The sequence below is a fragment of the Streptomyces sp. DSM 116793 genome, from assembly GCF_057320905.1.
Window position 1 is genome coordinate 5,445,050 of record NZ_CM170494.1, and the last position, 14,120, is coordinate 5,459,169.

Consider the following 14,120-nt stretch of genomic DNA (forward strand, 5'->3'; position numbering starts at 1 on the left):
CTGAATCGTGCAGAACATGATTGCGCTGCTCGTCGCGGCGCCACTGCTGGGGGCGGCCGTCCTGCTCTGCGGCGGCCGCAGGCTGGACAGGTCCGGCCATCTGATCGGCACGCTGCTGGCCGCCGTCTCGTTCGTCATCGGCGTGGTGCTCTTCTCCGACCTGCTCGGGAAGGCCGCCGACGACCGGACGCTCCACCAGCACCTCTTCAGCTGGGTCCCGGTGGGCGGCTTCCGCGCGGACGTCGCCTTCCAGCTCGACCAGCTGTCGATGACGTTCGTGCTGCTGATCTCCGGTGTGGGCACCCTGATCCACATCTACTCGATCGGGTACATGGAGCACGACGAGCGGCGCCGCCGCTTCTTCGGCTACCTGAACCTGTTCCTCGCGTCCATGCTGCTGCTGGTCCTCGCCGACAACTACCTGCTGCTGTACGTCGGCTGGGAGGGCGTGGGCCTCGCCTCGTACCTGCTGATCGGCTTCTGGCAGCACAAGCCCAGCGCGGCCACCGCCGCGAAGAAGGCCTTCCTGGTCAACCGCGTCGGCGACATGGGCCTGTCGATCGCCATCATGCTGATGTTCACCACCTTCGGCACCTTCGCCTTCGGCCCCGTACTGCACTCGGTCGGGTACACCGGAGAGGGCAAGCTGACGGCCATCGGGCTGACGCTGCTGCTCGCGGCGTGCGGCAAGTCGGCCCAGGTGCCGCTGCAGTCCTGGCTCGGGGACGCGATGGAGGGCCCCACCCCCGTCTCCGCCCTGATCCACGCGGCGACGATGGTGACCGCCGGCGTCTACCTGATCACCCGCTCCGGCGCGATCTTCAACGCCGCCCCCACGGCCCAGCTCGCCGTCACCGTGGTCGGGGCGGTCACGCTCCTCTTCGGTGCGATCGTCGGTTGCGCCAAGGACGACATCAAGAAGGCACTGGCCGGCTCGACCATGTCCCAGATCGGCTACATGATGCTCGCCGCCGGGCTCGGCCCGATCGGCTACGTCTTCGCGATCATGCACCTGGTGACGCACGGCTTCTTCAAGGCCGGGCTGTTCCTGGGCGCCGGTTCGGTGATGCACGGCATGAACGACGAGGTCGACATGCGCAAGTACGGCGGCCTGCGCAAGCACATGCCGGTCACCTTCGTCACGTTCGGCCTCGGCTACCTCGCCATCATCGGTTTCCCGGGGCTGTCCGGGTTCTTCTCCAAGGACAAGATCATCGAGGCCGCCTTCGCCAAGGGCGGCACGGAGGGCTGGATCCTCGGTGGCGTGGCGCTGCTGGGCGCGGCCATCACCGCGTACTACATGACGCGCGTGATGATCATGACGTTCTTCGGCGAGGAGCGCTGGCGCAACGCCACCACCGCCTCCCCGGACCAGCCCAGCGCGGAGCCCGCCGCCGAGCACCGGGGCGCCCACGCCGAGCCGCACCCGCACGAGTCGCCCAAGTCGATGACGATCCCGATGATCGTGCTCGCCTTCGGCTCGGTCTTCGCCGGTGCCTTCTTCGGCGTCGGCGACCGCTTCCTGCACTGGCTGGAGCCCGTCACCGGACACCAGGAGGGCAACTCCCCGGTCAGCGCGGGCACGGTCACCGCGGCCACCGTGATCCTGCTGGTGGTCGGCGCGGGCATCGCCTACCTGCAGTACGGGCGCCGCCCGGTCCCGGTCGTCGCGCCGCGCGGCTCGCTGCTCACCCGGGCGGCCCGCCGCGATCTCCTCCAGGACGACTTCAACCACGTGGTGCTGGTCCGCGGCGGCGAGCACCTGACCCGCTCGCTGGTCTACCTCGACCACTCCCTGGTCGACGGGGTCGTCAACGGCACGGCGGCCGGCTTCGGCGGGCTCTCCGGCCGGCTGCGCAAGCTGCAGAACGGCTACGCCCGCAGTTACGCGGTCTCCATGTTCGGCGGCGCGGCGCTCATCGTGGCCGCGACCCTGCTGATGAGGGCGGTCTGATACCGATGTCCTTTCCTCTGCTGACAGCGACGGCGGCCCTCCCGGCCGTCGGGGCGGTGGCCACGGCCGCCGTGCCGGCCGCCAAGCGGACCGCCGCCAAGTGGCTCGCGCTGGTGTTCTCGCTCGCCACCCTGGTGCTGGCCGCGATCGTGCTGGCCCGCTTCGAGCCCGGCGGCGACCGGTACCAGCTCACCGAGTCGCACGCCTGGATCAAGGCCTTCGGGGTGCGGTACGAACTCGGCGTGGACGGCATCGCGGTGGCGCTGCTGGCGCTCACCGCGCTGCTGATCCCGTTCGTCATCCTGGCCGGCTGGCACGACGCCGACCCCCTTGAGACCAACAGCTCCCGGTGGCGGCCCACGCAGGGCTTCTTCGCCCTGATCCTGGCCGTCGAGGCGATGGTGATCCTCTCCTTCGAGGCCACCGACGTCTTCCTCTTCTACATCCTCTTCGAAGCCATGCTCATCCCGATGTACTTCCTCATCGGCGGCTTCGGGGACCGCGCCCACACCGGCAGCGACGAGAACGCCGCGGCCCAGCGCTCGTACGCGGCCGTGAAGTTCCTGCTGTACAACCTGGTCGGCGGCCTGATCATGCTGGCCGCGGTGATCGGGGTCTATGTCGTCGCGGGGAACTTCTCTCTCCAGGAGATCGCCCACGCGCGCGCCACCGGCTCGCTCACCATGGCGACCAGCACGGAGCGCTGGCTGTTCCTCGGCTTCTTCTTCGCGTTCGCGGTGAAGGCGCCGCTGTGGCCGCTGCACACCTGGCTGCCGAACGCCATGGGTGAGGCGACCGCCCCGGTCGCCGTGCTGATCACGGCGGTGGTGGACAAGGTGGGCACCTTCGCGATGCTCCGCTTCTGCCTCCAGCTCTTCCCGGGCGCCAGCCGCTGGGCCACCCCCGTGATCATGGTCCTGGCGCTGATCAGCATCGTCTACGGGGCGCTGCTGGCGGTCGGCCAGCGGGACATCAAGCGTCTGGTGGCGTACGCGTCGATCTCGCACTTCGGCTTCATCATCCTGGGCATCTTCGCGATGACCAGCCAGGGCCAGTCCGGCGCCACGCTCTACATGGTCAACCACGGCATCTCCACGGCCGCGCTGATGCTGGTCGCGGGCTTCCTGATCTCCCGCAGGGGCTCGCGGCTCATCGCGGACTACGGCGGCGTCCAGAAGGTCGCCCCGGTGCTGGCGGGCACCTTCCTGGTGGGCGGTCTCGCGACCCTCTCGCTGCCCGGCCTCGCGCCGTTCGTCAGTGAGTTCCTGGTCCTGGTCGGGACGTTCACGCGCTACCCGGTGCTCGGCATCATCGCCACCTTCGGCATCGTGCTGGCCGCGCTCTACACCCTCGTCCTCTACCAGCGCACGATGACGGGTCCGGTCAAGGCGGAGGTCTCCGCGATGCCCGACCTGAAGGCGCGCGAGCTGGTGGTGGTCGCCCCGCTGATCGCCCTGCTGATCTTCCTGGGCGTCTACCCGAAGCCGCTGACGAACATCGTCAATCCGGCCGTGCACCACACCATGTCCGACGTCCAGAAGAAGGACCCCAAGCCCGAGGTGGAGGCGGCCCAGTGAGTCCAGCAGCCGTCCACAGCCTGTGGACAACGGCGGCCGATCCGATCACGAAGATCGACGCGCCGAAGATCGAGTACGGGCAGCTGTCGCCCACCCTGATCGTCCTCGCGGCGGCGATCGTCGGGGTCCTCATCGAGGCCTTCGTGCCGCGCAGGTCCCGCTACCACGCCCAGGTGTTCGTGGCCGTGGTCGCGATGGCGGCCGCGTTCGCCGCGGTCGTCGGGCTCGCGGCCGGCGGGTACGCCACCACCAAGGGCCACATCGCGGCCATGGGCGCGGTCGCCGTCGACGGTCCCTCGCTGTTCCTCCAGGGGGTCATCCTGCTGACCGGCCTGGTCGCCGTCTTCACCTTCGCCGAGCGCCGCCTCGACCCGGCGGCCCACGGCAACCGGGTGGACTCGTTCGCCGCGCAGGCCGCGTCCGTGCCCGGCAGCGAGAGCGAGAAGGCCGCCGTCAAGGCCGGCTTCACCACCACCGAGGTCTTCCCGCTGGCCCTCTTCGCCATCGGCGGCATGCTGGTCTTCCCCTCGGCGAACGACCTGCTGACGCTGTTCGTCGCCCTGGAGGTCTTCTCGCTGCCGCTCTACCTCCTGTGCGCGCTGGCCCGCCGCAAGCGGATCATGTCGCAGGAGGCGGCCGTCAAGTACTTCCTGCTCGGTGCCTTCGCCTCCGCGTTCACCCTCTTCGGCATCGCGCTGCTGTACGGGTACGCGGGCTCGGTGTCGTACGCGACGATCGGCCAGGTCGTCGACGGCACCGTGCGCACGGTCGACCCGGCGCTCGCCAACACCATGGGCAATGACGCGCTGCTGCTGATCGGCGCCGCGATGGTGGTCATGGGCCTGCTCTTCAAGGTGGGCGCCGTGCCGTTCCACATGTGGACGCCGGACGTCTACCAGGGTGCCCCCACCCCGGTCACCGGCTTCATGGCGGCGGCCACCAAGGTGGCGGCGTTCGGTGCGCTGCTCAGGCTGCTGTACGTGGTGCTGCCGGGGCTGCGGTGGGACTGGCGTCCCGTGATGTGGGCGGTCGCGATCGTCACCATGCTGGGCGGCGCGATCGTCGCGATCACCCAGACCGACATCAAGCGCCTGCTGGCCTACTCGTCGATCGCGCACGCCGGCTTCATCCTCGCCGGTGTGATCGCGATGAACCCGGACGGCATCTCCTCGGTGCTGTTCTACCTGGCCGCGTACTCCTTCGTGACGCTGGGCGCGTTCGCCGTCGTCACCCTGGTGCGCGACGCGGGCGGCGAGGCCACGCACCTGTCCAAGTGGGCGGGGCTCGGGCGGCGTTCGCCTCTGGTGGCGGCGGTCTTCGCGGTCTTCCTGCTCGCCTTCGCGGGCATTCCGCTGACATCCGGCTTCGCCGGGAAGTTCGCCGTGTTCAAGGCGGCGGCGGAGGGCGGCGCGACGCCCTTGGTCGTCATCGGTGTGATCTCCTCGGCGATCGCCGCGTTCTTCTACATCCGGGTGATCGTGCTGATGTTCTTCAGCGAGCCCAGGCCGGAGGGGCCGACGGTCGCGGTGCCGTCGCCCCTCACGTCCACGGCGATCGCCCTCGGCGTCGTCGTCACCCTGGTGCTGGGGCTGGCACCGCAGTACTTCCTGGATCTCGCGGGGCAGGCGGGGGTGTTCGTGCGCTGATGCGTGCGTCCGCGCCGTCGGCGCGCGTGTGATCGGCGGGCCCGGTCCCTTCGGGGGCCGGGCCCTCGTGTGTGCGGGCCCTCGTGCGTGCGGGGTCACGTCCGTGCGAGGCCCGTCCGTGCGGGGCCACGTGCGTGCGTGGGTGCGGGTGGGTGCGGCCGGGTGCCGGGGTGCTCCGCGGGCGCCCGGGCGCCGTGAAGGGGGCGCGGGGGACTGCGCGCTCAGCCACGACGATCCCGGGGTCCGCCACGGTCCCGCAGGGGCGGCCCTGCCGCATGAGGCCACCGCCGGCCGCGGGGGCGGGGCCCCGGTGGAAGGCCGGGCCCGGTGGAGGGCGGCCCCGGAGCCGGGGCGGGGCCCCGGGGTGCCGGACCGGTCCTAGTGGTGGGATGGGCTCCCGAGCCGTGGGGCGCCTGGGGGTTCCCGAGCCGTGGGGCGCATCGGTGGCTGTGGGGGGCGCCCGGCCCAGGGTCGGTGCGCCGATGGGCCTGTGGATAACTCGGGCGGTGTCTGCGCGGACCCCTATCGTGGCTGTGTGGTCGGCGCACGACGTGAGACGACGCGAGAGACACGGGGCACGTGCGGTGGGCACACGGCAAGGACGGGGGACCGGCGATGCAGGCGATGGGCGGGACGGACGTGGCGATCGAAGAGGACGACAGGGGAGCGGTGCGGGCGGCACCCGGGTCGGGGCCGGGTGCCGCCGGGCCCGGCGCCGCGGAGTCGGGCGACCCGGGACCGGGCCTCGCGGGGGCGGACGCTGCGTGGTCGGGCGATGCGGAGTCAGGTGCCGCGGGGGCGGACGCTGCGTGGTCGGGTGACCCGGGGCCGGAAGCCATGTGGTCGGGCGACGTGGAGTCGGGCGCCATGTGGTCGGAGGCTGCGGAGCCGGGCGCCGTGGGAGTGGGCGTCGCGGGGCCGGGGTCCGCGGCAGAGGCGGGGAGCGCGGCGCTGGCGACGCTCCACCGCGTCTTCGGGTACGACTCCTTCCGCGGTGCGCAGGAAGCCGTCATCGAGCATGTGATCGCGGGTGGCGACGCGGTCGTCCTGATGCCCACCGGCGGCGGCAAGTCCCTCTGCTACCAGATCCCGGCGCTCGTCAGGCCCGGCACGGGTGTGGTCGTCTCCCCGCTGATCGCCCTGATGCAGGACCAGGTGGACGCCCTGCGGGCGCTCGGCGTGCGTGCCGGCTTCATCAATTCGACGCAGGACTTCGACGAGCGGCGGGTGGTCGAGGCGGAGTTCCTGGCCGGCGAGCTCGACCTCCTCTACCTGGCCCCGGAGCGGCTCCGCCTGGAAGCCACACTCGACCTGCTCGGCCGCGGCAAGATCTCCGTCTTCGCCATCGACGAGGCGCACTGCGTCTCCCAGTGGGGCCATGACTTCCGGCCCGACTACCTGGCCCTGTCGCTGCTGGGCGAGCGCTGGCCCGAGGTGCCCAGGATCGCGCTCACGGCCACCGCCACCCGCGCCACCCACCAGGAGATCACCCAGCGCCTCGGCATGCCGGACGCCCGGCATTTCGAGGCCAGCTTCGACCGGCCCAACATCCAGTACCGGATCGTGCCCAAGTCCGACCCCAAGAAGCAACTGCTGGCCTTCCTCCGCGAGGAGCACCCGGGCGACGCGGGCATCGTGTACTGCCTCTCGCGCAGCAGCGTCGAGAAGACGGCGGACTTCCTCTGTGCCAACGGCATCGAGGCCGTGCCGTACCACGCCGGCCTCGACGCCGGGACGCGCGCCACCCACCAGTCCCGCTTCCTGCGCGAGGAGGGCCTGGTCGTGGTGGCGACCATCGCCTTCGGCATGGGCATCGACAAGCCGGACGTCCGCTTCGTCGCCCACCTGGACCTCCCCAAATCCGTGGAGGGCTACTACCAGGAGACGGGCCGCGCGGGGCGCGACGGCCTGCCGTCCACCGCCTGGATGGCCTACGGCCTGCAGGACGTCGTCCAGCAGCGCAAGCTGATCCAGTCCGGCGAGGGCGACGAGGCCTTCCAGCGGCGCGCCGCGGCCCACCTGGACGCGATGCTGGCCCTGTGCGAGACGGTCCAGTGCCGCCGCGCCCAGCTGCTGGCCTACTTCGGCCAGGACTCCGAGAAGCCGTCGTGCGGAAACTGCGACACCTGCCTCACCCCGCCCGAGACCTGGGACGGCACGGTGGCGGCGCAGAAGGTGCTCTCCGCGGTGGTGCGGCTGCAGCGGGAGCGCCGGCAGAAGTTCGGCGCCGGGCAGATCATCGACATCCTGCTCGGCCGCAGGACGGCCAAGGTCATCCAGTTCGACCACGACCAGCTCTCCGTCTTCGGCATCGGCGACGAGCTGACCGAGGCCGAGTGGCGCGGCGCCATACGGCAGTTGCTGGCCCAGGGGCTCCTCGCCGTCGAGGGCGAGTACGGGACGCTGGTGCTGACCGACACCAGTGCCTCGGTGCTGCGGCGCGAGCGCGAGGTGCCGCTGCGGAAGGAGCCCAAGAGGGCTCCGGCGTCCCGGGGCGGCGCCGGGGCGGGGCGCGCGGAGAAGGGCACGAAGCGGCCGAAGGTCGCGGTCGACCTGCCCGAGGAGGCCGTCCCGCTCTTCGAGGCGCTGCGCGCCTGGCGCGCGGAGCAGGCCCGGGAGCAGGGCGTCCCCGCCTATGTGATCTTCCACGACGCGACCCTGCGGGAGATCGCCGCGGCCCGCCCCGCGGCCCTTGCGGAGTTGGGGGGTATCAGCGGCGTCGGTGAGAAGAAGCTGATGACGTATGGCGAGGGTGTGCTCGCGGTGATCGCCACGGAGTCCCGCGCCTGACAGTCCGGAAGGCAGGGGGCACCCCGGGGCGCGAGGGCCCTGTCCTGGGGGGCGCTTCCCGGGCCCCTATTGGGGCGCGGCCCCGCTCTGGAGGGGCGCGGGGAACTGCGCGACCGGCCACGACGAAAGATGCGGGTCGTCACCGTCCCATGGGGGCTGCTGGGGTCGCGTCCGGGCCACCGGTGGGGTGGTGGGTTGCGCGCGCAGTTCCCCGCGCCCCCGAGTGGGCCGGGGCGCGGCCCCGCTCTGCAAAGGGGCGTGGGGAACCGGGGGCGCTTCCCGGGCCCCTATCGGGGCGCGGCCCCGCTCTGAAGGGGCGCGGGGAACTGCGCGACCGGCCACGACGAAAGATGCGGGTCGTCACCGTCCGGAAGGGGCAGTCTCTGTCGCCGTCGGGCCACCGGCCGGGACAACAGGCGCGGGTCGCCCGATGTGCGGGTGCGAAGGCGCGGCATGGAACGCGGCAGCGCCGCGCCTCAGGTACCGACCGCCGGCGCGATCCGTCCCCGTACCTCGCCCAGCCCCACCCGGGTCCCGTCCGGGCCGGGAGCCCAGCCGGTGAGGACGACCTCGTCGCCGTCCTCCAGGAAGGTGCGGCTGCCGCCGGGCAGGTCGAGCGGGTCCCGGCCGTTCCAGGTGAGCTCTATCAGCGACCCGTACTGATGGGGTTCGGGACCGCTGACGGTGCCGGAGGCATAGAGGTCACCGGTGCGCAGGCCGGCGCCGTTCACCGTCATGTGGGCGAGCTGCTGCGCGGCCGTCCAGTACATGGTGGAGAACGGCGGCTCGGCGACCACCTGGCCGTTGACCTGGACGGACAGCCGCAGGTCGTAGCCGCCCGGCTCGTCAGCGGCGTCCCCGGCGGTGTCGTCCAGGTACGGCAGCAGGGGGTGGTCGCGCTCCGGAGGGGGGACGCGCGCCGCGTCCAGCGCCTCCAGCGGGGTCACCCATGCGGAGAGGGAGGTGGCGAAGGACTTGCCGAGGAACGGGCCGAGGGGGACGTTCTCCCAGCCCTGGATGTCCCGCGCCGACCAGTCGTTGAGCAGGCAGAGCCCGAAGACGTGGTCGCGGAAGGCGCTCAGCGGCACGGGGGTGCCGAGCGCGGACGGCACGCCCACCACGAAGGCCACCTCGGTCTCGATGTCCAGCCGCGCCGAGGGGCCGAACACGGGCGCAGGGTCACCCGGCGCCTTCCGCTGGCCGCGCGGCCTGACCACGTCCGTGCCGGAGACCACCACCGTGCCGGCGCGGCCGTGGTAGCCGATCGGGAGGTGCTTCCAGTTGGGGGTGAGCGGCTCGCCGTCCGGGCGGAAGATCCGGCCGAGGTGGCGGGCGTGGTGCTCGGACGAGTAGAAGTCCACGTAGTCGGCGACCTCGAACGGCAGGTGCAGCGTCACCCCCGTCAGCGGGAAGAACAGGCTCTCCAGGGACTCGCGGTGCGCGGGCACCGTCACCCAGGCGGTCAGCGCGCGCCGCACGTCCCGCCAGGCCGTGCGGCCCGCCGCCAGCAGTGGCCCCAGCGACGGCCGCGCGAGCAGGGAGACGTAGGGGGAGCCGAGCACGGCCGCGGCGGCGCCCACGTCCAGCACGGCCGAGCCGAGCCGGACCCCGACCCGGCGCTCGGTGGAACCGGCAGGGGTGAACACGCCGTACGGGAGGTTGTGCGGGCCGAAGGGGTCGCCTTCGTCAAGGTCGAGCGGGGTGTGCTCGGACATCGGTGCGCCTCGCTTTCCGTGTGGGTGGGCCACACGTTACGGGGCGTCTGCCGCGCCGGGCACCGCTCTGCGGGGTCCCCGCCGCGCACCCCCTCCCACCTGGCCGGATTCCGTCTGCGACGGGCCTGCTAAGTCCAGGTGAGCGGCTGGCCGTTGGTGTGCTCTCCGTATCCTTGGATCATGCTCACCCCGCCGCCGTATGCGCTGATCGCAACCGACCTGGACGGTACGCTGCTGCGCGCCGGAGACACGGTCTCCGGCCGTTCCCGGGCCGCCCTCGCGCGGGCCGCCGAGGCCGGCGCCCGGCACATCGTGGCCACCGGCCGTCCGATCCCCCAGGTGCGGTCGCTGCTGGCGGACCTCGGCTACCGGGGCCTGGCCGTCTGTGGCCAGGGCGCCCAGGTCTACGACACCTGCGACGAGAAGATGATCAGCTCGCTGACGCTCGACCGCGACCTCGCGGAGACCGCGCTCGGCAAGATCGAGGCCGAGGTCGGGCCGGTCCACGTGGCGGTCAACCAGTCCGCGGCCGACGGCCTCACCCTCGCGGAGCGCGGCTACCGCATGCCGCACCCCACGCTGCCCGCCACCCGGGTCGAGGCCCGCCCCGGCCTGTGGACCGCGCCGATCAACAAGGTGCTGGTACGGCACCCCGAGTTGTCCGACGAGGAGCTGGTGGCCGCCGCCCGCGGCGTCGTCGGCGACCTGGTCACGGTCACCATGGCGGGTCCCGACACGGTGGAGCTCCAGCCGTTCGGCGTGACCAAGGCGACCGGTCTCGCGGTGGCCGCGCGGTGGCTCGGGCTCGGTCCCGAGGACACCATCGCCTTCGGGGACATGCCGAACGACATCCCGATGTTCGCCTGGGCCGCTCGCGGCGTTGCGATGGCGAACGCCCACCCGGCCCTGAAGGCCGTCGCCGACGAGGTCACGCTCTCCAACGAGGACGATGGGATCGCGGTGATACTAGAACGTTTGTACGGGTGACGGGGTGTCCTGCCGGCGCCCCGTACGGGTGCACGTGCGAGGGTGACTTCCGGCCGCCGGGTGCGGGCGGCCCCGGAACGGGGAGGCGCGCGGCGGCGGCGGCCGGACCTGGGAAGCCGTGGAACCCCGGGCGACGCAGTCCGATGAACTGATCAGAAACCAATGCCTGGCGGTCGCATGGCGTCCGCACTGGTCGGGCAGGCGCTCACTCTGATCGAAAGTCGACCGGATACGCTGACTTGAGTGGGAGCAGCGACACATCGACAAACCATGTGACCGACCTTGTGATCGTCAGCAGACAGGAGAACCCTCGTGACCGTCGTCGGGCCCTTCGGGCTGAGCGTGCGGGACCAGGCTCTCGAAGCCGATGTCCAGGCCGGGTTGGCGGCTGTCGAGGAGGGCTTGCTCAACGCCACCAAGAGCGAGGTGCCCTTCATCACGCAGGCCGCCCAGCACCTGGTGCACGCCGGGGGTAAGCGCTTCCGGCCGCTGCTGGTGATGCTCGCCGCCCAGTTCGGTGACCCGTACGCGCCGGGCGTGGTGCCGTCCGCCGTCGTGGTCGAGCTCACCCACCTGGCGACGTTGTACCACGACGACGTGATGGACCAGGCCGAGGTGCGCCGCGGCGTGGAGAGCGCCAACAACCGCTGGGGCAACTCGGTGGCCGTCCTCACGGGTGACTTCCTCTTCGCCCGTGCCTCCCACATACTGGCCGACCTCGGTCCCGAGGCCGTCCGCATCCAGGCCGAGGCGTTCGAACGGCTGGTCACCGGCCAGATCCTGGAGACCGCCGGCGTCCGCGACGGCCGCGACCCGATCGAGCACTACCTGGACGTGATCAGCGGCAAGACCGGCTCCCTGATCGCCGTGTCGGGCCGCTTCGGCGCGATGATGTCCGGTGCCGACGAGACCGTCGTGGACGTGATGACGCAGTTCGGCGAGCGGCTCGGCGTCGCCTTCCAGCTCGCCGACGACGTCCTGGACATCGCCTCGGACACCGTCGAGTCCGGCAAGACGCCCGGCACCGACCTGCGCGAGGGGATCCCCACGCTGCCGGTGCTCCGGCTGCACGAGCGGGTCCGGCGGCTCGGCCTGCCGGAGGACATCGAGCTGGCCGAGCTGCTCGAGTCCGACCTCACCGACGACGCACGGCACGCCGAGGCGCTGGCCAGGCTGCGCGCCCACCCCGCGCTGGAGCAGGCGCGCCGGGACGCCGTCCGGTACGCGGAGGAGGCCCGGGCGGCGCTGGCGCCGCTGCCGGACCGCGACGCCAAGAACGCGCTGCTCGAACTGTGTGACGCGGTGGTCCACCGGGCGGGCTGAGCCCGGGCCCGTCCCGTCCCGTCCCGCCCCGTGTTCCGTTCCCAACACCCGGCAAACCGGATAAACCAGACACCCGTGCCCGGCCCCGATACACCGGCGTCCGGGGACGCAGGGCCTCGGTGAACCCGAGCCCCTGGTGAACCCGAGCCCCTGGTGAACCCGAGCCCCTGGTGAACCTGAGCCCCTGGTGAACCTGGGCCCCGGTGAACCTGGGACCCGGTCTCCGATACCCGGACGTCTCCCCGGTCACCCGGGTGGCTCTCCGAGCCCCGGTAGGGGTCCGCATCCCCTACGGGACGGGGGAGCCGTCCGTGCGCGGTGTCATACCCGAGGCGTACATCGAGTGCATCCCGCGGGGTGACGCTTGATCCCGCCCGATTTGGTCAGATGAACAGCACCACTCCTGACCGGATCGGGTGAGAATGGCGGCGCAGGGGTGGTGGCCCCGCGCCCCCCGGTGGGGGGACAGTGACGGGTAAGGAATGGCCGCCGCCAAGCCACGGAGGTAGGGCACAGATGGCACCGTACGAAAACGGCGACACCCCGGCAGAGGGACCCCAGCGGCCCGGGGGGCCCGAGGGGAGCGACGCCGCGAGGCCCCGCGCGGGCCGGAGGGCGGCGCGGTACGTGGTCCCGTTCGCGGTCGTCGGGGTGGCGGCCGCGACCATCGGGCTGGTCCCCGCGCTCGCCGACTCGGGCGATCCCGATCTGCCGAAGATCAGCGCCGAGCAACTCCTCGCCAAGATCGCCAAGTCGGACACCCAGCAGGTCTCCGGCACCGTGAAGATCAATACCGACCTGGGTCTGCCGGACTTCGGTGCCGCCGCGGGCCTCCTCCAGGGCGGCCAGCAGGGCAAGGGCGGCGCAGGCTCGTCCGCCGACCCGCAGTCCAAGCTGATGGAACTGGCCTCCGGCACGCACACCCTGCGCGTGGCCGCGGACGGCCCGACCCACCAGAAGCTTTCCATCCTGGGCGACGCGTCCGAGTACAGCGTCATCCACAACGGCGACCAGGTCTGGGCCTACGACAGTGCCTCCAACCAGGCGTACCACGCCACGGAGAAGGGCACCGGACACATACCCGGCAAGGGCGGGCACGCCGGCAAGGACGACCGGCGGAAGCTTCCGGAGAACGTCCCCGCCAGCCCCGACGCACTGGCCAGGCAGGCGCTCAAGTCCGTCGACAGCACCACCTCGGTGAAGGTCGACGGCACCGAGCGGGTGGCCGGCCGTGACGCGTACAAGCTGGTCATCGAGCCCAGGCAGACGGGGGCTGCCAGGTCGACGGTCGGGCAGATCAGCGTCGCCGTGGACGCCAAGGAGGGCGTGCCGCTCAAGTTCACGCTGACCCCGTCGAGCGGCGGCAGCGCGGTCGTCGACGCCGGCTTCACCAAGGTGGACTTCGGCAAGCCGGCCGCGGGCACCTTCGACTTCACCCCGCCCAAGGGCACCAAGGTCACCGAGGCCGGCCAGGGCAAGGACCACCCCCGGGCCCACGCCGCCGTCCCCGGCATGCCCGCCGTCCCCGACTCGGGGGCCGCCCCGAAGGTCATCGGCAAGGGCTGGAGCGCCATCGCCGAGTTCGGGGGCACCGGCGGCGGCCACGGCGCGCCGTCCGCGTCGCCCGGCGGCATGAACCCGCACGCCCAGAAGTTCCTGGACTCGCTGGGCGACAGGGTGCACGGGAAGTTCCGCTCCGGCATGGTCTTCTCGACCCGCCTGGTCAACGCCCTCGTCACCGAGGACGGCAAGGTCTACGCGGGCCTGGTCACCAAGGACGCCCTGGTGAAGGCCGCTGACGCCGGCCACTGAGAAGTAGGCGGCCCGCCGCGTGCGCCTGTGGCGGGCCGCGTCGCCGAGCCCCTTGCGGTCTCGTTTGTGGCTGGTGGCTGGTGGCTGGTGGCTGGTGGCTGGTGGCTGGTGGCTGGTGGCTGGTGGCTGGTGGCTGGTGGCTGGTGGCTGGTGGCTGGTGGCTGGTGGCCGGTGGCCGGTGGCCGGTGGCCGGTGGTGCTTGAGCGTGCGGTTCCTCGCGCCCCCTTCGGGGTGGGAAGCGCCCAGTTCGGCGTGGGGCGTCCCGATAGGGGCGGGGGGAACCGTGCGAGGAACCACGATGTGCCAGAGGTGGGCC

The 14,120-nt window shown here is 71.9% G+C and carries 8 protein-coding genes; 7 read left to right on the plus strand and 1 reads right to left on the minus strand.

All coding sequences use genetic code 11. The features are described from left to right. The first annotated feature begins 7 nt into the window (after nt 1-7). The 4 genes from nuoL (at nt 8) to recQ (ending at nt 7,967) form a co-directional block, all read left to right on the plus strand. The gene (gene nuoL, locus ACSMXW_RS21280; RefSeq protein WP_485798379.1) at nt 8-1,954 is read left to right on the plus strand and encodes an NADH-quinone oxidoreductase subunit L; all 1,947 of its coding nucleotides are present in this window, start codon (nt 8-10) and stop codon (nt 1,952-1,954) included. 5 nt (nt 1,955-1,959) lie between these two features. After that, nucleotides 1,960-3,531: an NADH-quinone oxidoreductase subunit M gene (locus ACSMXW_RS21285; protein WP_485798381.1), complete on the plus strand. Its 1,572-nt coding sequence runs from the start codon at nt 1,960-1,962 to the stop codon at nt 3,529-3,531. After that, entirely contained in the window at nt 3,528-5,177 is a 1,650-nt protein-coding gene (gene nuoN / locus ACSMXW_RS21290; protein WP_485798383.1) for an NADH-quinone oxidoreductase subunit NuoN, read from the plus strand. Before ACSMXW_RS21285 ends, nuoN begins: the two co-directional genes overlap by 4 nt. Before the next feature lie 867 nt (nt 5,178-6,044). Beyond that, complete coding sequence (gene recQ, locus ACSMXW_RS21295; RefSeq protein ID WP_485808196.1) at nt 6,045-7,967, plus strand: DNA helicase RecQ; 1,923 nt, start codon at nt 6,045-6,047, stop codon at nt 7,965-7,967. 476 nt (nt 7,968-8,443) lie between these two features. Here the strand turns inward: recQ and fahA are convergent, their stop codons facing one another. Next, nucleotides 8,444-9,682: a fumarylacetoacetase gene (gene fahA / locus ACSMXW_RS21300; protein ID WP_485798385.1), complete on the minus strand. Its 1,239-nt coding sequence runs from the start codon at nt 9,680-9,682 to the stop codon at nt 8,444-8,446. 180 nt (nt 9,683-9,862) lie between these two features. On the opposite strand from fahA, the gene ACSMXW_RS21305 reads away from it, so the two are divergent. From ACSMXW_RS21305 to ACSMXW_RS21315, 3 genes are all read left to right on the plus strand, one after another. Then, on the plus strand, nt 9,863-10,669 hold the full coding sequence (locus ACSMXW_RS21305) for an HAD family hydrolase (RefSeq protein WP_485798387.1): 807 nt from the start codon (nt 9,863-9,865) through the stop codon (nt 10,667-10,669). Between the two features lie 312 nt (nt 10,670-10,981). Further along, entirely contained in the window at nt 10,982-11,992 is a 1,011-nt protein-coding gene (locus ACSMXW_RS21310; protein ID WP_485798389.1) for a polyprenyl synthetase family protein, read from the plus strand. Nucleotides 11,993-12,508: 516 nt separating this feature from the next. Beyond that, entirely contained in the window at nt 12,509-13,804 is a 1,296-nt protein-coding gene (locus ACSMXW_RS21315) for a LolA family protein (protein ID WP_485798391.1), read from the plus strand. Nucleotides 13,805-14,120: the final 316 nt, after the last annotated feature.

Bases quoted from the DNA above. Each gene is read 5' to 3' on its own strand.
- recQ (WP_485808196.1), top strand. From the start codon at position 6,045: ATGTGGTCGGAGGCTGCGGAGCCGGGCGCCGTGGGAGTGGGCGTCGCG.
- ACSMXW_RS21285 (WP_485798381.1), top strand. From the start codon at position 1,960: ATGTCCTTTCCTCTGCTGACAGCGACGGCGGCCCTCCCGGCCGTCGGG.
- fahA (WP_485798385.1), bottom strand. From the start codon at position 9,682: ATGTCCGAGCACACCCCGCTCGACCTTGACGAAGGCGACCCCTTCGGC.
- ACSMXW_RS21315 (WP_485798391.1), top strand. From the start codon at position 12,509: ATGGCACCGTACGAAAACGGCGACACCCCGGCAGAGGGACCCCAGCGG.
- ACSMXW_RS21305 (WP_485798387.1), top strand. From the start codon at position 9,863: ATGCTCACCCCGCCGCCGTATGCGCTGATCGCAACCGACCTGGACGGT.